Origin of the sequence: Plantactinospora mayteni (genome assembly GCF_016862935.1) — a bacterium.
Lineage (GTDB): Bacteria > Actinomycetota > Actinomycetes > Mycobacteriales > Micromonosporaceae > Plantactinospora > Plantactinospora mayteni.
In genome coordinates this window covers 1-18,373 of the sequence record NZ_BONX01000084.1, presented here as the reverse complement: position 1 = coordinate 18,373, position 18,373 = coordinate 1, and the positions used below count along the sequence as shown (strand labels likewise).

Here is an 18,373-nt window from a genome sequence, read left to right as displayed (position 1 = left end):
AGGGTCCGGGATAAGAACGGTAACCCCCTAGGTAGCTCCTTCCAGCACTCGGCACCCCGACACCCGTTGTCTGTGTGGCCACGACCATCTACCCGCATCGTCTCGGTTGTGGCCGAGGTGGCGGCGCGCCGGTCCGTTGAACTCGCCGCAGGAGCTGGAGCATTATGTCGAAGACGATCTGGTCGCTGGGGCGGAGATGGTAGCCGAGCGGATGTGCCGGATCAGGCCTCCCCGGTGATCACAGAGCGAAGCAACTCGATGATCAACCAGGGCCCGTACCCCTTCTGCTGCCGAAGTTCCCCTGCCCCTATCTGCGTGGCCTCTAACACCAAGTCATGTAAAAGATCTCAATTTGCGCGACACTAGGAACCGCTCAGGGCTGGCTCGTTCCAGTCGATGTGGTGCTCATAGATCCACCGACTCGGATCGTTGCCGGTACGCGCCGTCCGCTTCAGTGCCATGGCCATGATCAGATCACGCGGCATCCGGGCGATCGGGCCGAGCGCCTTCCAGTCGCCGGTCCGCTTGCCCTGCTCGACGACGCGTTCCACCCGCTCGCGCCGCAGCCGTGCGTGCCCGCCGAACCCGACGGTGATGTCCGGGCTGTCCCGCAGGCACTTGGCCAGTACGACACTGTCCTCGATGGCCATGGCCGCGCCCTGCCCGATCGAGGGGGCGGTGGCGTGGGCCGCGTCCCCGATGATGATCATCCGGTCGTTGTGCCACTTCGGCACGGCGGGGAGGTCATAGGTGTTCCAACCCGGGAAGATCGTCTCGCTCGCCGCGACAATGCCCAGCGCGGGCCCGCGGTCGTGCCGGAACTGGTCGATCAGCCAGGCGCGCCATTCCTCCGGGCCGATCGCGGCCAGTTCGGCCGGGGTGGGCTCAACCGCCCGCGCTGGATTCGCCGCCCACCACACCTCGCCGTTGGGATGGGCGGTGTAGGCGAAGAAGCACCGCTTGCCGAAGATCGCGTTCATCACGCCCGGCTCGAAGCCGGCCGAGACGCCGTGCGCGTAACCGCCCGTGGTCAGCAGCCCGGTGTAGCGCACCCGCGGCGCGGACGGGTCGATGATCTCGCGGGTACGCGACCGCAGGCCATCCGCGCCGATCAGCAGGTCGCCTTCGGCCGTGGAGCCGTCGGCGAACCTCGCCAGCACGCCGTCGCCGGTGCACTCGGCGTCGACGAGCCGCTTGCCGTACTCGATGTGTACGCCACACCGGACGGCCCGCTCGCGGAGGGCTTGGTATAGCTCGGCCCGCTTGATGGTCCGGCTCACCGTGCCGTCCGGTAGGGCCGCGCCGAAGGGCAGTTCGCCGAGCTTGCGGCCGGAGCCGCTGGTGATCGTCATTCTCGGCGTGCCGAAGCCGAGGTCACGGACGTCGAAATCCAGGGCGCGCAACGCGTCCAGTGCGTTCACCGCAAGGGTCAGGAAGGCGCCGACGTTGTCCGCAGTCCGGTCGTACGCCTCGTAGACAACCGACCCGATCCCCGCCTTGCGTAGGGCGATCGCACTCAGCGTACCGGAGATGCCGCCGCCGACGATCAATGCTGTGTATGTCATACATGCAGTGTATGACATACACTTGACGTGCTGGCAAGGTGAGCGCGAATGTAGGGAGGATGAACGAGAAGCTGCCGCCCGGGCTCGACCTGCTCTGGGAACGACTTGACGCGCCGACGTCGGAACCGAAGCCGGGGTTGAGCCTGTCTCGCATCGTGCACGCGGCGGTGGAGTTGGCCGACGCCGGCGGTCTCGACGCGGTGTCGATGGGCAGGATCGCCGAGCGGCTGGGCTTCACCACCATGTCGCTCTACCGGCATGTCAAGAGCAAGCACGAGGTGCTGCTGCTGATGCTGGACGCGGTCGCGACCGTGCCCGCGGAACTCGACGAACCCTGCGCCGACTGGCGACTCGGCCTCCAACGCTGGTGCCGGACACAGTGGGCGATGCTGCACACCCACTCCTGGGTCACACACCTCCCCATCGCCGGGCCGCCGATCACGCCCAACCAACTGGCGTGGACCGATCGCGCCCTGGCCGTGCTACGCGACACCGGACTCACTGAAAGAGACAAGGCCGGCGTGGTGCTGCTGATCGCCAACTACCTGCTCAGCGCCGCGCGACTGAGCACCGAACTAGGCCCGGCCGCCTCCGGAGAGTCGGTCGCCGCGTACAGCACATTGCTCGGCGACCTTGTCGACGTGCGGCGGTTTCCGGCGCTGCGTACGGCGATCGACGCCGGCGCGTTCGACTATCCGCCGGACGCCACGGAGCAGGAACGGCGGTTCGACTACTCCTTCGGCCTCGACCGGATCCTCGACGGGGTGGCCGCCCTCATCCGGCAGCATGCCGGTTGACCGTCCACCAGACACTTCCCTGGGCTCGCGTGCCTGACCAAAGGTTCACCTGATAATCGTGTGGGGAGCGGGATGCCGAGGACAGCGGCCCACCCCACCGCCGCACGGACCCCGACCGCAAGATCGTGGAGATTCTTCCTCCGCGGGCTGGCCCGGTGTGGCGGGGCTGAGAACATTGTGCACCAGCTCGCGTAAGCCGGCCTCGGCGTCGATGTCGGGGTGGTTGCGAAGGTGCTCGATCAGGTCGCTGCGCACGGCGGCGATCAGCGCGTGGGCCAGGAAGTCCGCGTTGGCGGTGCCGCGTGCCTGGGCGACGAGGTCGGCGAGTTGGGCGTGCAGTTGGTCGTAGCTGTCGTTCTCGTAGGGGCTGCCGAAGCCCTCCCGTTCCAGGGCGACGGCGAACGCATTGTAGTTGCCTTGTCCAAGATCGCTTAGAGTCGAAATCCAGATTCTAGGCGTGGAATCCCTCCGGGGTCGCTGGCATCCGAGCGCCCACGGAGCACCCATGACCGCGTCAGCTGTCCCGTTGTCTCCGTCGGTGGAACGGCCGTGGCTGCGATCGTCGGCGCCCGGCACGCGCCGCTTGCTGTGTGTCATGCCATCCGCCTGCGTCCCGCCGTAGCGTCACCGACCCCGAGCTGGCCGCCGACATTCGGGCGGTATACGCCGAGCTGGCCGATCGGCGGCGGCGGGTGGACGGCTGGCCGCGCGAGCACTGGGAGCGCGCGGCGTACGCGGCGCTGCGCGACGGCCGTGACGTTCTGGCGGGCTTGCCGGATGATGTGTCGCTGACGGTGCTGGTGGAAGCGGTCAGCCTGGTACTTAACCAGCGGCGGCCGGACCAGCCCGCACAGGCGCGGGCGGTCGCCGAGGCCGTGCAGCTGCCGGAGCCACAACGGGGACCGGCCCGGCAGGGCCGGTGACAAGACTTCGACCCCCGCGACCCCCGCGACGCTGACTGACCGCAATGGAGACCGACCCCGTGGGGCCGGTGACGCTACCGTGATCAGTCCAGACCCGGGGAGGTGGATTCGACCGCAATGGGGACCGGCCCCGTAGAGCCGGTGACGCCACGGTCGCGCCTCCCCGGGCGACGATCCGTCCGGAGGTGTCCCGGTCAGGACTCGCGGGTGCGACATTAGGTTCGATGCCGCGACCCGCAGCGCCTGGCCGGGACTCCAGCGGTCGAGTTCCGCCTACCTCCGCCAGTTGTTACGAGGGTCGGTGGTAGACCTTCACATCGGCGAGGAAGACCAGGCCACTATTCCGAATCCAGGTATATAGGTTAATTTCTATTTTTCGGATGCCGCCTACCACGTTTGAGGCGTCCAACGTGAATCCGTAGCCGTATCGATCACCGCCGCACTGGTAGACGTTGTCACCTGGGCGGGCGGCACGGGCAACCTGCCTGTCGTGTTGGTCGTACGCGGTGAACACAACCGCTGCGCATTCGCCCTGCGCCGGTGCGCCCCACACTCCGCCGCCTACCTGGACCGAGCGGTTGTACCAGACGAAGGTGCCCTCAGCCTTTGTGTAGTTGTCATAGGCGCCAAAGAATGTTCTCGGGTACGCGGCCTGAGCCGGGGCGGCGGTCACTGCGATGCCCGCAACCGTTGCCAAGACGGCGGTTACGATCATGAGCCATGTCCGGTGGATGTGCCGGCGCTGACTTCCCGGGCCCGCCGGGTGCGGCTGGCTGCCGGTGTCCAGCGTCACCGCGCTGTTCGCGGCGATGTCGCCGAACGTCCTCTTGGGTGCGGTCAACGTTCCCTCCTCGATATCGTGGGCCGGAGTGCCCGTACATCCGTGGGTCTAGGCGGCGTCCTGGTACCACTCCTGCATTCTGTAATAGGCGTTGCATGTCGTTGCGTGGATGCCCAGGTAGACGCCGTTGACGTACTGGTTCTCGACGCACCAGCGTCGTTCGAGGTAGCTTTCCAGGCGATACGCCACTTTGTTGTCTGTCCATTGTTGTTGGGTCATTCCTGGCCCGGCTTCGTACGTGCAGGGCTTGGTGCGCAGTGGGGTATAGTAGTCGTTGAAATCGAGGCACTGCCCAGAGGCGACGTTGACGAGACCGAGGCCCCATCGGCCGCCAAACGTCCATGCCTGACTGCTACTTCCAGCACACGGCCGGCCATCGATCCAGTAGTAGGGGATGCCATCGACATCGCCGCTTCGGACGGCGGTCATGCACTTGTGGTCGAGGCCGTTCTTGATGACGAACCGTACGGCGGCCACCGTTAAGGCGGGCGGATCGGAATACGTCACACAACCGTCACGGCCGCAACGGTCGCGCTTGATCGCGGTGTGCCACGTGCCCTCTTGGCGGTAGTCCACCTTGGCCCAGATCGCGTCGATCCCTCCGATCACGTCGATACTGAGTCTGATAGAGAAGGAGGTGTCGGTACCTGGACACGCCTCGGGACTGACCCCTGCGTCCGTTAGCTCATAGTCGGACATCGCGGTGAAGGACGCCCGACGACATTCCGACACCGCGTGCACGACACCGTCGACATCGGCGGACCGGTTGTACCAGGTGATCGTGCCGCGGATATAGCTGGCTCCGTAGGTGACGTAGAAGTCGCTAGCTGTCGCTGCGGTGTTGGCGGCAGCCGGCGCTCCAGCCAGAGCGGCCAATAACAGTGCCACCACTGCGGCTGTCACTGTACGCCGCATTTCGCCCCCTTTCACTCCTGCCTGGCTTTCGTTCCCGCGTCCTGCCATGATCTGGCGAATAGTCGGTTACCACCTCAATGCCGAACGGGCGGGTTTGGGTCCAGTCGCCGACGCGACATTCGCCTGCTCGGCGAGCAGGGTCGGCCGGGCCGAGCGTCTGTGACCACACTGGCAAAGAGCCCTGCACGGGTGCTGACGTCTCGCTGACACGCGGCGTCAGCGAACAGGAAAGGGAGTGCAAGACGCCCTACACAGCCTTCGTCACCACCTCGCCGCCGCCAGGCGGCAACGGCTTCGCTACCACATCCGGCACACCGCAGCCTGCGACTGGACCGTGGAGCGGTGCCCGCGGTGCCCACCACTCTGCAGCGCTTTCCGACGGAGCAGCCGGGTCAGTCCGGATGGCTGCCCCGACTGGCCCCTCCTACGCGGCTGAGCGGTCCGGATGAGCGGAGAGTCACTTCGCCGCAGCCGTCGGGCCGGGCTCCCGGTCGGGCCGCTGCGGTAGGAAGTCGCCCCGACATGGTCCTGGATGGCGCCTGACCCCCACAATCGGACTCGCTCGACTGCCGATTGGATGGGGATGGCCATGAACCTCGGCTCGGTCACCGGACTGTGGGACGTCGGTTCGTCCATGTTCCTGCCGCTCTACCTCGGGTCGGCGGTGGTGCTGTTGGTGGCCGCCGTCGTGCACCGACATCGGCTCCTCGCCGGCCGGTCGTCGGTACCCGGATCGGCCGTCACCGCTCAACAGGCCGCATACCTGACCGGCGGCGGCAGACTGGCGATCTACGCCTCGCTGGCCGCACTGCACGTCGGCGGTTGTGTCGCGGTCGCGCCGGCGTCGGGTGGCCGGCTCGTCGTCACCGGGGCGCTGCCGGCCGGTGCGACCGCCCTCGACGTGGCCATTCATCAGGCCGCTGGGCTGGGCTGGCCGGCCGATCGACTGGGCGAGCACGACCGGGTGGCGGCGGAACTGGCGATGCTGCGTACCGGTCTGGAGCGCGCCGGGCTGTTGCCGACCGACCGCGTACGGTGGACCATCCGTGGCTGGGCCCACCTGATGCAGGTGGTGGTGATCGTCGGCGTGTTCTGGTTCTTCACGCAGTCGTCGGACGGCGGCTTCCACCTGCTGCTGCCGATCATCGCGCTGAGCACGGCCGTCACCATCCTGCTTCGGCGGCCGAAGACCTGGCGGACCCGGGCCGGCGACCGGGCGCTCGCGAACCTGCGGGCGGGGCAGGCGCACCTGGACCCGGCTCAGAACCCTTCCTGGCGCGTCTATGGACCGGGCGGCGCCGCGATGGGCGTCGGGGTGTTCGGCTCCGGGGCGCTCTGGGCGGCGGACCCGGGTTTCGCCTCGGACTGCGGGATCCCGAACCAACTGGACTCCTCCTCGACGTCCGGCGGCGGCCCGGGTGGCGGCACCTGTGCGGGCTCGTCCACCGGTTCCTCGTCGTGCGGTTCCTCGTCATGCGGGTCCTCCTCCAGCTCGTCATCCTGTGGCAGCAGCGGGTGACGAACCCAGGCGGTTGATCGATCCGTACGACTGACCCGTCCCGCGCGGGGTGAACGAGCCATCCCGGTCACGCGGCACGTCGAGCTCGACCTGCCCGGCCCCGGTCACCACCATCTTGGACCGCCGGCCGTTACGGGCGTTGCCATCTCGACGAGCGTCGCGTTCGTGCTTGCCATAGCCGAGATGGGAATCCATCTCGCCCTCCAACGCGGCTTCCAGCACACGCTTGGTCAACTGCCGCAACAGCCCACCCACGCCGACCAGGCTCACACCCCGCGCCCGAGCCTGCCCGGCCAACCGGGCGATCAGGTCATCATCGATCACGTCAGACTCAACCGCAGCGCCCACCGACGCGTCGCTGTCTACTGCCGTCGTCACTGCCATCAGGTGTCCTCTTTACTCCGAGTTACACCGTTATTTGTACAGTCCCGCACCGGGGCAGCAGCCAGAGGCCGGCGGTCATCGGGGTCAGTTCTTCGATGGTCTGCAGGCGCTCCGGCCAGGTCTCGGCTCCGCAGTCAACGCACCCGGGCCAACTCGCCCGCCCACGACCACCTTGCCGACCCCGACGGTCAAGGCACACGGCGGTTGGCTCTCCCCGTCCCAGCGGCACCGCAACTGCCGGTCAGCTCCTGAATGTAGTTCAGGAGCTGACCGGCAGCGCTGGCCGCATCGCCCATCTTGTCGATGACCCTGGCTGACGCCGGGCGCGGCGGCCCGCCGATCGCAGCTCCGCCCTATCCTGCCGCTTTCACGAATGATCTCCACGGTTACGGCATCTCGCGTACCTCACCGTCCTTGTCAATCGCGAGCACCTGTATCCCTGCGCCCATGTAGACGGGTTCTCCCGTCCTCCCTGGCGGGTGCGACTCCGCGAGCACTCTGGCAACTCCGTGGCTGTAGGGCCCGCCCCCGGAGGCCATCCCGAAGCCCTTCCGAATGCACCCGACCAGTGGTCCCGCAGGTCGTCCGCGTGGGTGCCGTGTCGGTCAGGCCAGGCGGTAGGCGTTGAGGATGGTCTGCTCCACAGTGTTACCAGCGGCGTCGGTCGCGGTTGCACGCAACGACACCAGACCTGGCCCGGCTGGATGCCTCACCAGTGCCACCCGCCGATCAGCCGGGCCGGTGACTGGCACCAGTTGCCATGTCGCGCCGGCGTCGTACGAGACCTCCACGGTGAGTGAACGCACGGCCGTACCAGGTGCGCCCCGCTCGACGTGCACCGGCATCGCCACGACCCGACCGCTCGGCGCCCGGCTGTGCAGATCCACCCACGGCGCGAATCGCACCGACAAGAGTGGCAGCTTTTCGAACTCGCCGTTCACCGGCGCGGAGGAGAAGGTCCAGGCCGCCGAGGTTCTCGTGGCGAGCTCGGTGAAGTCCCGCTCGGCCTGGGCCGTCAGCCGGAAGCCGGCCGTGCCGGCGGGCACGGTGAACTCGTTTCCGTCGAGCCGGTCGGACTCGCCGACCAGGTGGCCGTCGCGGTACAGCGCCACGTGCGCCCGCTGGTAGGCCGAGGTCCCCTCGCGCCCGCCGGCGGCATCACCGTAGAGGGTCGGGCGGGCCTTGATCGTGTCGCCGCCACGCCGCACCTGCGGGTCCGGCCAGAACGGTCCGAGGTTCCAGCGCTCGACGTATCGCTGTCCGGGCTGGTAGGTGGTCGGCGACTGGGCCTGGCTGGTAAGATCTTCCCGGTTCCACGGGTCCGGATCCTCGCTCGGCGCGTACTCTGTGAAATCGTTGGCCCACTGAGCCGTTCCGGCGTAGCGTTCGATGCGGGTAAATGGCGTGGTGATGTATTCGATCGGAGAGCTGATCCGGAACAACGGCAGCTCCGCCACCATGGATTTGGTCGCGTGCCGCCCCGGTGCCACGGCGCCGTGCTCGGCCCGGACGGTGCTCAGCTCCGCCTCGGTCACCCGCTTACGGAATCCGGTGACGAGCCTCCCCCGCTGCTGCCACGAGCCTGCGTAGACCATCGGGCTGTCGGTGACGGTCCCGAGCGGGCCGGGCCGGGCAAAGAAAGCGCTCACGGCGGTGTCCAGTTGGTCGTCCGGCACGGCCGGCCCGTCGTGGGCGGCGAATAGTGCGGTCACGTCCGGGCTGCCGTGGGCGCTGGTGAGGTCGCCGCTGCCCATGCTGCGCCGAAAGCTCACGAAGACGCCCAACCCGACCGCTGCGGGGTCGGGCACGGTCACCGAGATCGGCCTTGTGGCGGCGGCGTCGATCTCCAGTCGCGCGTCCGTCCCGACGGTCAGCTCCGGATTGACGATGACGCTCGTGGCCGGGACGTCCTTGCCCGGCCGTGAGGTGTGTACCACCGACTCCGCGACGTACCGCCCCTTCGGCAGCCGGGTCGTCGCGGTGCCGTCGGGCCCCGGTGTGACGAACGCGAACGCGTTCCAGTCATCGATGCCGACCAGCAACGTGCTGGCGTCAACGGTGGCGGCACCATCGCGGTTGCGGAACACGAACGTAAGATCGTGCTGCTCGGCGGCCGCTGCTCGGCGGGGCTCCACCGGCGGTGGCCCGTCCAGCATCACCGTGCGGACCCCGGCGCGCAACTGGCGACTGCCCAGCCGGGCACCGCTCGCCGCCGCCGACGGCTCGGTCAGCTCCGCCCACCGCCCTGCAGGCTCCGCCGTGGTGACGGGTTCCCGCCGGGTGCCGGCACCGTCGCGGGTCACCAGCAGCGAGGTACTCGTCCCCTGTTCGAGCAGCGTCGTCACATCGAACAGCCGTAGGTCGAGCTTGCCGGAGGCGACCAGCACCTGCGCGTCGTTCGGGATGACGAACTGGCGGCCGCCCACCGACACGCTCCGGTACGACATCTGCTCCCGACCCGGCGCCGCACGGAACTCGTATCGCCGCCGAGCCGGGTCCGCGACGACCCGGTCACCGGTAACCAACGTGACCGCCCGGGGGCCGTCGGTGCCGGTCGGCGCCGCCGACACCGTCGATGCGAACGGCCACCCGTCCGCCTCGTCGGCGAGGGCTGACACCCCGCCCCCGGCAACGACCATCACCGCCGCGACGGCCAACGCCAGGCGCTCCCATCTCCGCAGTACCCGTCTCACCATGAATGACCTTTCACCAGACGAGCTCTTGCTCATCTCTCAGTTGGCTGACGCCTCCTACATGTCGCCAGAAGGTGTGGGATTTCCGGCCTAAACGAAATTGGGTCAGGTCGCAGCCCCTCTGGTGCGCGCCGCCGGACCGGTAGTGCCAGGCCGGCAGTGCCGCTGCACATGGAAGCGGGTGGGTGCCCACGTTGGCCATGGGTCCCCACCCGCTCGTCCAAAGAGCATCGATCTTGGTCGCAATTGTGACCGCAAGCGGAAGAGCGTCAGTTCCCTCCGCCGCTCGATGATCCGCCGCTGGACACGCCGGACCTGCCAGGCGTGGGTGTCTCGGGTGCGACGCGGACCGGGTCTTGAAGGGTTTCGCCTGGCCGTGCCGCCCGGCCCACTTTGTATCGGACCTTGCCGGTCGTTTCCACGGAAATGCGGATTACCATCGTGCAGCTCCCAGGCTCCAGCGCGCAGTCCACCGGCTCCGGGCCGGAGCTGACCAGATCGGTGGAGACCTCGACGGAACCTGCCCCGTCCGCACCCGTGCTCGTTTCGATCAGTTGGCCGACCAGCTTCGGGGAGACCGGAACCAGTTCGATGTCGACGTCCTGACCGACCGCCCGGAACGCCTCGACATACAGGGCGTCCCGACTGTGTCTCCACAAGATCCGGGAGGGTTCAGGCATCTTCCCACAGGTCTCGCCACTCGGAGTCGTCACCGAGGACTCGGGCCAAGGCACACAATGCCAGAGGAGGGATGTCGTGGGGAATGTCGAGCGTGCCGCCCTCCAGTAGGAAGTCCGGTGCGTATGGCGTGACCAGCGGTTCCCCGCCCGGCAGTTGGGAGGCGACCACGGCGGTCGCAGCGATTGCCCGGTCCGCAAGCCTGTTGGAAAGGTATTCATCCGCGTTGTCCCGACGGCGCTCAACGTGGCCCGTGCGAGCGGCAGCCGCTGGCCCTCGGCAGCATCGTGCAGATCGCCGCACCAGTCGGCCGCGGTATCGTTGTCGAACGGCCCGACGTCCCACGTACCCATACATGCCGTCCGGCATCTCGCGGTAATGACTGCGGTGATCAGGGATGGTGCTGGCGCAAGGCCCCACCTGTCGACTTTGGCTCTGGCTCGGCGATCGGCGACGCGACGGAGCCCGGAACCTGCTGCTTCTCGCGAACCGTCGCTGACGTCCGGCGTCATCGATGCGTAAGCGAGCGTGCAGAGCAGCCCGCGACAGCGGTCCGGATACGCCGCGACACGCGTTCTGACCTACCCGGCAATTAGGACGACGATGCAGCCACCGGGATCCCTGCGGCGGGCATCCGGCAGCCGTGCATGAGCGTCATGGGTCACCGCTGAAGTTGGGTGTGAGCGCGATCGTGACCTGACGGTGTCTATCCTTTGTGAAGTACGACCAGGATTGATAGGCAAGTGGTCCCGGGGTGGGATCTCACTCAGCTCGTCGCGGTCGGCCGTCGCCCGTATCCTGTCCGGCGTGGACGGGTCTGTCGATTACGGACGGTTTGCTGGTCGGCTGCGCCAGGCCGCAGCGCGGGGCCGGGCGTCGATGTGGGAACTGCTTCGCGACTTCCAGCGGGAATGGGGCTATGACGAGCCGGGCGGGGAGCCCGAGTGGCCGCGTGAGCAGCAGGACGAGCACCGGGCCGCCTTCACGGCGGAGCGGCGCGGCGAGGCGGACCCGGAGGGCCCGCTGACCGGAGTTGACGAGTCGCTGCCCGTTCCCGCAGCGCTGGACGAGTGGTGGCAGCTTTCGTTCAACTCTTTCGTCTACCGGCCGCGGCTGTACTTCACCAATCCGGTATGGCCGCCCACGGTGCGGCCCGATCCGTCCGGGTACGGCCCCTCCGATGGGCTGCCGGAGGATAATCCGTTCCTCGGTCCCGGCGACGACCTGCGGGTCTGCGTCTTCAAGACGGAGTATCAGGTCTGCAACGAGTGGGGTTACCTCGCTGCCGAGGCGACGCGGCCCGATCCCCGGGTACTGGTCAGCACCGAGGACGGCTGGCAGCTCCAATCCCGGTCGATCTCGGAGTTCTTTCTCCAGTTGGCTGTGGAACGGCTTCCCGGGCACTACGGCTGGACCGTGCGGCTCCACCAGGATGATCTCGAAGAGGACCCGGAGATCATCCCTCGGCTCCGGGCCGCGTACCCGGAAATGGGCCTGCTGCCGTGGCGGGAATTGAGGATGGACGGCCTCGCCTACGGTGCACCGGACGCGATCGTCGACTACTCGCAGTCGGGTGAGGCGGACTTCCCACTGGTGATCCAGGCCCGCACCTACGCGGCGGCGGTCCGGGTGGCCACCACCCTTGGGGTGAACCTGCGGGAGGGCATGATCGAGTCGCCGCGTGGAGGTCCCGCCATGGGGCAGCTCCGTGACGTCGGACCGGTCTCCCTTGCCGAAGGCGACGCCGATGCCCGCGGGCGCTGGGAGGTGGTGTCGGTTCAACCGGCTACTTCCGCCGAGCTGGCCAGCGCGGCGGTGCCCGCCGGGCGGTCCTTCCCCGACGACGTACCCGGGTGGAGCGTGCTGGCGTTCGACCGGTCCGGGTCGACCGTCGTCGTCGGCGACGCGTCCGGCCGGGTCCATGTCCGGGTGGACGGGATGGAGCCGCGCAGCCGGGCCATCCATGACGCCCCGGTGACTGCGGTCGCCTGTCTTCGGCTCGACAACGGCAGGACGGCGGTGGTGTCCGGCGACGCCAGCGGCATCGTCCGGATGTGGGACCTGGACATCGAGCCGCTCGAGGTCCCGTACGCCGCCCGCGAGGGCTCCGCGGTCGGCGCGCTGAGCATCGCGCCGCTGCTGACCGGCCCGGGGTTAGCCGTGGCCTGGACCAATGGCCTGGTCCAGGTCCGGGACGCGCGTTCCGGGCTGACCTCGGACGATCTGTGGCTCGGTACCGGGATCAGCGCCCTGTCCCTGCGGCCGGACGCTTCACTCCTGCTGACCGCGCAGGACGCGATGACGACGGTGCGGCTGGACCTGGCACGGCTGTGGCCGCAGCGGGAACTGCGACTGCGCATGGACGAGGTCGACTGGGAGTCCCTGCTGACGGCACGCGGCAGCGCCGAAGCCCTTCCCGACCTGATCCTCCAGGCGGCCTCGGCCGATACCAGCGAAGCCAGGAGCGCGGTGGAGGAACTCCGTCAGACCCTGCACGACCGGGGGCGTGTCGCTCAGGCCGCGGCGGTCGCGGTGCCGTTCCTGGTCGAGTTGGCGGCTGACCCCGCCAACCGGGTACGGAACCGGGTCGTCCCGCTGCTCTCCTCGATCGCCTGGGCGCCTGACAACATCACGGACGCTGGCGACGAGGAACTGCGGTGGGCGCGTGAGGGGCGGGCGGCGGTCGAGGCCGCAGTCCCGACCCTGCTCCAACTGCTCGATCACCCGCACTCCGAGATCCGCGTTGGCGCGGCCTGGATACTGGCTGACTTCCCCGAGCGCGTACCGGAGCTCGATCCGGCGTTGCGGGCCCGGTACGCGGCGGAGCCGGACTCCGGTACGGCCGCCGCGCTGGTCCTGACCATCGGCGAGCTTTGGCGTTCAAGTGACGACGCCCCGACCCGCTGGCTACGCGGCGTGCTGGTTGAGGCGCCGAGTCGGGAGGTACGGGCCGCCGCGGCGACGGCACTGCTGTGGTGCGGGGTCGAGGACCTGCCGGACGGGCTCATCCGGGCCTTACAGGAAGAGCTGAACGCACCGAAGTCGGCGCTCGACGACACACTCTGGACCCTCGACACCGATCGGGCCGACCTGCTGACCGGCGCCTTGGAGGCCCACCCCGCGGCGCTGATCGAGCTGACGGCCGCGTCCCTGTTGACCGCTGGTCCCGCCGACCAGGGGTCATTCGCCCGGCGAGCGGGCACCGTCATGCGGGCCTGGCGGGCGGCGCCGGCACGGCTGCTCCCCGCGCTGGCCGGATTGTTCCCTGTCCGGGACAGGGGAATCCGGCAGGTCGTCGTCGACGAGATCGCCCGAGGCGGCCCCGCCGTCGCGGAGCTGCCCGAGGTGGGCGAGGCACTGCTGCCGCTACTCGACGACGACAGCCCGTGGACCGCGGAGCGCGCGCTGGAGGCCCTGGCGCGGGCCGGCGACGCCCGCTGCCTACCCGCGCTCAGGGCGGCGCTGGCGCAGCCGCTGCCCGATCCGACGAGTTGCCTGGCTGGCATGGCGCGGCACGCGGCGGAGTTGGTCGAGCCACTGCACGCGCACCTCGCCAGCATGGAGCGCAGGACCTTGGCCGGCGTGCTCGCTGGGATCCGAACTTGGGGCACGCGGGCGGAACCACTGATCCCGGACCTGATCGGGTTGCTGGAGCGGCGTACATCCGTATCCGAGGTTGCGCTGACCCTCGGCGCTGTCGGTGCCGCCGACGAGCATGGACCGGACGGCAGCCCCGCGACCGTCGTGGTACCGCTGCTGCGCGACCACCTCGGCACGGGAAAGGGTCGGGTTCGTACGAGTGCGGCTTGGGCGTTGTGGCAGATTACCGGAGAGGCCGGAGACGCGCTCCCGGTCCTGGCGGCGACCTTCGTGCCGGTGCTGACCGAGAACGTCGCCCGACGCCTCCTCGCGCTCGGACCGGCGGCGCTGCCCGCCGTCCCGTATCTGGAGCCACTGCTCGACACCCACCACTCCGCCGCCGCGGCCGCCTGTGTGATCTACCGGGTGACCGGAGACCCGGCGCTGCTGCCCCGGGTGGTCGACGCCATCGCCGCCACCGAGCTGGGCATGTTGGCGGTACGTGCCCTGGACGGCCCGGCCGCCGGCGCCGCGACGACCCGGCTGACGGAGATCGTGAACTCGGAGCGGGTCCTCGCGGAGGCCGACGACGAGAATGTCATCGCGGTCGACCGGGCCTACCGCGATCTCGCCGCCGATGCCCTGGCCCGGATCGGTGCGCCAGCCGGGACCCGTTGAACCCACAGAGGAGAGGCCCGTCCTGTCCCCTGCCTCGGTGCAGGGCTGGTAAGGCGGTGGAGCTTGTCGAACTGAGCCAGGAGGGCTGGGTGGCACCGCGCCAGGTGGGTACGACAGGGGCGCCAGCCTGGCTGCTGGGCCCCTGATGAGCCCGGCGCGCATTGTCGAGACATCCGCCGGACCTTGCGCCGGCCCTGTCCCGAGGCGGCGATCGACACGGCGGCGCAGAGCAGGCAGACGAATACGATTTCCGTGAGGAGTCCGGTGACCTCGATCGTCTCGGTGATCGCCGGCGCCGGCACCGGTAGCGAAGGGGCAGCGTCACCGGCTCCGCGCATCCAAGCCCCGACCCCGCAAGCCACCCATGGGTCAACTGCGCGCCGGGGTGTGGGGGTTCCCGACGCACGATCACTCGCATCCCGTCCGGCCAACCGGTCAGGGTGAGCAGACCGGTCAGTTCTGCGACCTGCGCCCCGTCGCGGACTCCACCATCGGCGTTGATCGCCGCCGACCAGGCCGAGATCGGGATCATGGTGATCGCGGTCCGTTCCGCCTCGGTGATGGACCAGCCGATCGAGTGCTCCACCATGCGGTCCCCCTCCCCCGCCTCGCGCGATGAGCCAGTCGAGGACGGCGTGGCTGGCCCCGGCCGAGTCGGCCCGCACCAGTAGATGCCGGCGAAACTTGGCAGGGACCTGCACGAACGCCTCACCCAACACATGCAGGTAATCAGTGGCGGTGTTCGCAGGCTGTCGGCCTCTCTGTCGGTCAGCGGTGGCCGACGACGTTGACCACCTTGCCGTCTGGGTCGCGGACGAAGAAGCGCCGGACGCCCCACCTCTCGTCGGTAATCGGGTGCACGATCTCTGCGCCCGTCGCGCGTACCGCCTCGTAGGCGGCGTCGACGTCATCGACCTCCACGCTGAGGTCCGGGTTCACGGAGGCCGCTGCATCTTTGGTCATGAGGATGACCTGGGCCGTGGGGTTGGACGGCGAGACCAGGTTGACCACCCAGCCCAGGTTCATCTCCTCACGGAAGCCAAGGAACTGGTAGAAGCCGCTGCTCGCGACCGGGTCGGCGGTGATGATATCGGGCACCGCACGGCGAATCGTCATGCCGGATTCTGGCATGCGAAGTACTGGCTCGTACGGATAGTGGGCCCCGCTCACCAGGCGCCAGGACGGACGTGAGGCGCCGCGTCAACACCGAGTTGCGGCATCATTCCTCCACCCCTATGGCATGGGTGGGGCCCCTGATCGACGACCACGTCTGGTACCAGGCGTGGCAGACATTCGACCGCACCACCCCGACCGGCGCCCGGATGCACGCCACCAGCCAGTTCTTCCAACACCTCGGCCAGGACATGGCCCACGCAGCCGAGCACTGGCGACACATGATCGAGTTTCCCCCGCTTTGATGGAGCGGCAGCGCAACGCTCAAACCTGGCCGGATGGGCCAGCAACTACCCCATCGATGGATCGGCCAGCGGGTCGCTCCGGGTACCAGACCTCTTCGATGTTCTCCTGGGTGTCCTCCGGCCGGGAGACCTTGAACACCGACACCATCAGCGTCTCGTTCGAAAGCGGGATGTAGAGGCCGCAGGCGATCAGATTGAGGTATTCACCCCAGTTCAAACCGTCCGGGTCATCGAAGTCCAGGCCCTCCGCGCCGGGCCTTGCCGGATCGATCCCGCACGCCCGCAAAAGCTCGGCCAGATTCCCGCTGACGGTCATCTCGTCCCACCCGTCCGCACTCACGTCCGGCGCTCCGGGGACATGGACCAGGTACTTGCCGTAGGTGAGGGAGAAGTCCATCTCGCACGCGCCGATGATGCGGGCATCAGGGTGCGCCTTGACCTGCCCGTCAAAGACCGGGTCGAGGTTGTAGGAGCAGACTCCATCCTCCCCGAACGCGGGGTCGGTGATCTGCACGACGCCGCCCCAGCAGCCCACGGTGACGTAGTCCAGGTCATCGAAGGTCGTCGGCGAACGGACGTCCCGGCGCGGCACCGGGGCCAACTCCTCCACGCCCGCCACCGTGGGCAACTCGCGCACGATCGCGCGGGCGCGGGCCGAGTCGTGGGCGGGGGCTTGGTCGATGGTGCGGTAGGTGTAGAGGGCCGGGGGCGGGGGGTGCACGCGGGTGATCTGGGTGATGCTGTGGCGGCATTTGGTGGCACGGTCGAGGCTCATGAGGGGCGAGCTTAGGACCGTGCACGAGGTCGTTAACGACCTCGTGCGCGGCTAGTAGACGGCACCATGATCAAGTACGAGCGGCGCTCAGGGCCATCACCCGGCACGTCGACCACTACGCCGCCCAAGCTCGACTTGCTCGGGCGGCGTGAAACTCGCCACAAACCTACAGAAACCCGCGACCGGAGATTGCTAGGCGTCGCGGCGCAGCGTGAACCAGAAGGTCGGCACCGAGTTGGTGCCCGGTGTGACGTCGATTAGTTCCCAGCCGGGGAACCTGGCGCGGAGCTCGTCGGCTGTGACGCCCGCCGCCCACGACGTGACCTCGGGGATCGGATTGCCGAGCGGCTCGGGGCCGTACCCGAACATCAGCAACCGTGCTCCGGGAGCGGCGCGGTGGGTGAGCCCGGCGGCGTAGGCGTCGCGGCGGTGCAGCGGGACCCCGCAGTAGCAGCTCAGATCGAAGAACAGGTCGAAGGGGCCCGGCACGTCCAGCTCATCGAGGCGGGTGGCGTCTCCGTGCAGCAGCCGTACCGCCACTCCCGCCGCCGCGGCCTTCTCCCTGGCCTGGTCGACGGCGCGGTCGATCAGGTCGACGGCCGCCACCTCCCAGCCGTGCCGTGCGAGGTAGGTGGCGTTGGTCCCCGTGCCGCAGCCGAGTTCGAGGGCGCGGCCGGGCGGCAGCGCGCCGTGCCCCTCTACCAGGTCGACCAGTTCGGGCGGCGTCACGCCGGTGTCCCACGGTGGCTTGCCGGTGCGGTAGTAGCCCTCCAGTGCGCGGTGGACGGACTCCTCCTCCGGGTCTCGCTGCGTTGAGGCCAGGTCCGGTTCCGGCTTCTGGGTGGCGTTGGGTTGGTTCATCGTCTCCTCCAAGAATCTAGAGTTCAACTCTAGTGACGTACTCTAAAGATAGACTCGTAATATGGACAAGGTCAAGCGGCCGGACAAGCGAGCCGAGCGCTCACGCCGCACCCGTGAAAAGGTCGTCGAGGCGGCTCGCGAGCTGTTCGTCGCGCAGGGTTACGGGGCGACGAACCTGCAGGAGGTCGCGGACCGGGCGGGCGTGGCCGTTCAGACGGTCTACTTCGTCTTCCGCAACAAGCGCACGCTGTTCAAGGACGTCGTCGACACGTCCATCGCCGGGGACACCGAGCCGGTCGCCACCATGGATCGTGAGTGGTTTCGCGCCGCGTGCGCCGAGCCCACCGCAGCCGGGCAATTGCGCGCGCACGTCCACGGCACCCGCGAGATCCTGGGCCGGGTCGCGCCGATCATGCCACTGATCGCGGCTGCCGTAGCCACCGACCCTGAGATCGCCGCACAGTGGCCGGACGGCCCCGACCCGCGCTACACCGTGCAGTACGCAGCGGCCGAAGCCCTGGCCGGCAAGCCCGACACCCGTCCCGGCCTCTCCATCGAGATGGCGGCGGACCTGCTGTTCGGCCTGCTCAGCCCGCAGCTCTACCTGATCTTCGTCCGCGACCGCGACTGGTCACCGGACACGTGGGAAGAGTGGGCCCGCACCGCCTTAACCTCCCAACTCTGCGCCGACCCCGGCTAGGGCCTGTGTCGAAGTCGGTTATAGCCATTCGTTGATGGCGGCGAGTT

At 68.6% G+C, this 18,373-nt stretch carries 15 protein-coding genes and 3 pseudogenes; 6 read left to right on the top strand and 12 right to left on the bottom strand.

The annotated features are described in order from the left end of the window. Window positions 1–362: 362 nt before the first annotated feature. Window positions 363–1,565 carry an FAD-dependent monooxygenase gene (locus Pma05_RS41290; RefSeq protein ID WP_239314177.1) on the bottom strand — a complete coding sequence of 401 codons (1,203 nt, stop codon included), beginning with the start codon at window positions 1,563–1,565 and terminating at the stop codon, window positions 363–365. 59 nt (window positions 1,566–1,624) lie between these two features. Between Pma05_RS41290 and Pma05_RS41285 the strand changes: the two genes are divergently transcribed. Further along, window positions 1,625–2,362, top strand: coding sequence for a TetR/AcrR family transcriptional regulator (locus tag Pma05_RS41285; RefSeq protein WP_203862992.1), 738 nt, complete (start codon window positions 1,625–1,627; stop codon window positions 2,360–2,362). Window positions 2,363–2,407: 45 nt separating this feature from the next. On the opposite strand, the gene Pma05_RS41280 is transcribed toward Pma05_RS41285, so the two are convergent. After that, window positions 2,408–2,959 carry a hypothetical protein gene (locus tag Pma05_RS41280; RefSeq protein WP_203862991.1) on the bottom strand — a complete coding sequence of 184 codons (552 nt, stop codon included), beginning with the start codon at window positions 2,957–2,959 and terminating at the stop codon, window positions 2,408–2,410. A gap of 95 nt (window positions 2,960–3,054) precedes the next feature. Here Pma05_RS41280 and Pma05_RS41275 point away from each other — a divergent pair, with 95 nt between their 5' ends. After that, the gene (locus Pma05_RS41275; RefSeq protein WP_203862990.1) at window positions 3,055–3,285 is read left to right on the top strand and encodes a hypothetical protein; all 231 of its coding nucleotides are present in this window, start codon (window positions 3,055–3,057) and stop codon (window positions 3,283–3,285) included. A gap of 289 nt (window positions 3,286–3,574) precedes the next feature. On the opposite strand, the gene Pma05_RS41270 is transcribed toward Pma05_RS41275, so the two are convergent. Next, a complete protein-coding gene (locus Pma05_RS41270) occupies window positions 3,575–4,126 on the bottom strand; it encodes a hypothetical protein (protein ID WP_203862989.1) in 552 nt (183 codons plus the stop codon). A 48-nt stretch (window positions 4,127–4,174) separates the two neighbouring features. Next, on the bottom strand, window positions 4,175–5,014 hold the full coding sequence (locus tag Pma05_RS41265; protein WP_203862988.1) for a ricin-type beta-trefoil lectin domain protein: 840 nt from the start codon (window positions 5,012–5,014) through the stop codon (window positions 4,175–4,177). A gap of 616 nt (window positions 5,015–5,630) precedes the next feature. Between Pma05_RS41265 and Pma05_RS41260 the strand changes: the two genes are divergently transcribed. Then, entirely contained in the window at window positions 5,631–6,560 is a 930-nt protein-coding gene (locus Pma05_RS41260; protein ID WP_203862987.1) for a TIGR04222 domain-containing membrane protein, read from the top strand. A gap of 42 nt (window positions 6,561–6,602) precedes the next feature. Here Pma05_RS41260 and Pma05_RS44260 read toward each other — a convergent pair. The 4 genes and pseudogenes from Pma05_RS44260 to Pma05_RS41240 form a co-directional block, all read right to left on the bottom strand. Further along, window positions 6,603–6,884, bottom strand: a pseudogene (locus Pma05_RS44260) (transposase); the annotation flags it as partial. Window positions 6,885–7,549: 665 nt separating this feature from the next. After that, the gene (locus Pma05_RS41250) at window positions 7,550–9,640 is read right to left on the bottom strand and encodes a molybdopterin-binding protein (RefSeq protein WP_203862985.1); all 2,091 of its coding nucleotides are present in this window, start codon (window positions 9,638–9,640) and stop codon (window positions 7,550–7,552) included. 266 nt (window positions 9,641–9,906) lie between these two features. Next, entirely contained in the window at window positions 9,907–10,317 is a 411-nt protein-coding gene (locus tag Pma05_RS41245) for a hypothetical protein (protein ID WP_203862984.1), read from the bottom strand. After that, window positions 10,310–10,668, bottom strand: a pseudogene (locus tag Pma05_RS41240) (DUF4259 domain-containing protein). The gene Pma05_RS41245 and the pseudogene Pma05_RS41240 overlap by 8 nt, the downstream one beginning before the upstream one ends. 454 nt (window positions 10,669–11,122) lie before the next feature. Here Pma05_RS41240 and Pma05_RS41235 point away from each other — a divergent pair. Further along, a complete protein-coding gene (locus Pma05_RS41235) occupies window positions 11,123–14,572 on the top strand; it encodes a HEAT repeat domain-containing protein (protein WP_203862983.1) in 3,450 nt (1,149 codons plus the stop codon). Between the two features lie 367 nt (window positions 14,573–14,939). On the opposite strand, the pseudogene Pma05_RS44380 reads toward Pma05_RS41235, so the two are convergent. Together Pma05_RS44380 and Pma05_RS44375 are read right to left on the bottom strand one after the other, a co-directional pair. Then, window positions 14,940–15,363, bottom strand: a pseudogene (locus tag Pma05_RS44380) (IS1380 family transposase); the annotation flags it as partial. Further along, window positions 15,341–15,598, bottom strand: coding sequence for a VOC family protein (locus Pma05_RS44375; protein WP_486357914.1), 258 nt, complete (start codon window positions 15,596–15,598; stop codon window positions 15,341–15,343). The pseudogene Pma05_RS44380 and the gene Pma05_RS44375, both read right to left, overlap by 23 nt. A gap of 209 nt (window positions 15,599–15,807) precedes the next feature. Here Pma05_RS44375 and Pma05_RS41225 point away from each other — a divergent pair, with 209 nt between their 5' ends. After that, the gene (locus Pma05_RS41225; protein WP_203862981.1) at window positions 15,808–15,990 is read left to right on the top strand and encodes a hypothetical protein; all 183 of its coding nucleotides are present in this window, start codon (window positions 15,808–15,810) and stop codon (window positions 15,988–15,990) included. Window positions 15,991–16,009: 19 nt separating this feature from the next. Here the strand turns inward: Pma05_RS41225 and Pma05_RS41220 are convergent, their stop codons facing one another. Together Pma05_RS41220 and Pma05_RS41215 are read right to left on the bottom strand one after the other, a co-directional pair. Then, window positions 16,010–16,765, bottom strand: coding sequence for a DUF6333 family protein (locus Pma05_RS41220; RefSeq protein ID WP_203862980.1), 756 nt, complete (start codon window positions 16,763–16,765; stop codon window positions 16,010–16,012). A gap of 192 nt (window positions 16,766–16,957) precedes the next feature. Then, window positions 16,958–17,626, bottom strand: a complete 669-nt coding sequence (locus tag Pma05_RS41215) for a class I SAM-dependent methyltransferase (protein WP_203862979.1) — start codon at window positions 17,624–17,626, stop codon at window positions 16,958–16,960. Window positions 17,627–17,687: 61 nt separating this feature from the next. Here Pma05_RS41215 and Pma05_RS41210 point away from each other — a divergent pair, with 61 nt between their 5' ends. Continuing rightward, window positions 17,688–18,326, top strand: a complete 639-nt coding sequence (locus Pma05_RS41210; RefSeq protein ID WP_203862978.1) for a TetR/AcrR family transcriptional regulator — start codon at window positions 17,688–17,690, stop codon at window positions 18,324–18,326. Window positions 18,327–18,373 lie beyond the last annotated feature (47 nt).

Coding starts and splice junctions, on each gene's coding strand:
- Pma05_RS41245 (WP_203862984.1), bottom strand. CDS start 10,317: ATGCCTGAACCCTCCCGGATCTTGTGGAGACACAGTCGGGACGCCCTG.
- Pma05_RS41210 (WP_203862978.1), top strand. CDS start 17,688: ATGGACAAGGTCAAGCGGCCGGACAAGCGAGCCGAGCGCTCACGCCGC.
- Pma05_RS41290 (WP_239314177.1), bottom strand. CDS start 1,565: ATGACATACACAGCATTGATCGTCGGCGGCGGCATCTCCGGTACGCTG.
- Pma05_RS41280 (WP_203862991.1), bottom strand. CDS start 2,959: ATGACACACAGCAAGCGGCGCGTGCCGGGCGCCGACGATCGCAGCCAC.
- Pma05_RS41225 (WP_203862981.1), top strand. CDS start 15,808: ATGGCATGGGTGGGGCCCCTGATCGACGACCACGTCTGGTACCAGGCG.
- Pma05_RS41285 (WP_203862992.1), top strand. CDS start 1,625: ATGAACGAGAAGCTGCCGCCCGGGCTCGACCTGCTCTGGGAACGACTT.
- Pma05_RS41260 (WP_203862987.1), top strand. CDS start 5,631: ATGAACCTCGGCTCGGTCACCGGACTGTGGGACGTCGGTTCGTCCATG.
- Pma05_RS41220 (WP_203862980.1), bottom strand. CDS start 16,765: ATGAGCCTCGACCGTGCCACCAAATGCCGCCACAGCATCACCCAGATC.
- Pma05_RS41250 (WP_203862985.1), bottom strand. CDS start 9,640: ATGGTGAGACGGGTACTGCGGAGATGGGAGCGCCTGGCGTTGGCCGTC.
- Pma05_RS44375 (WP_486357914.1), bottom strand. CDS start 15,598: ATGAACCTGGGCTGGGTGGTCAACCTGGTCTCGCCGTCCAACCCCACG.
- Pma05_RS41215 (WP_203862979.1), bottom strand. CDS start 17,626: ATGAACCAACCCAACGCCACCCAGAAGCCGGAACCGGACCTGGCCTCA.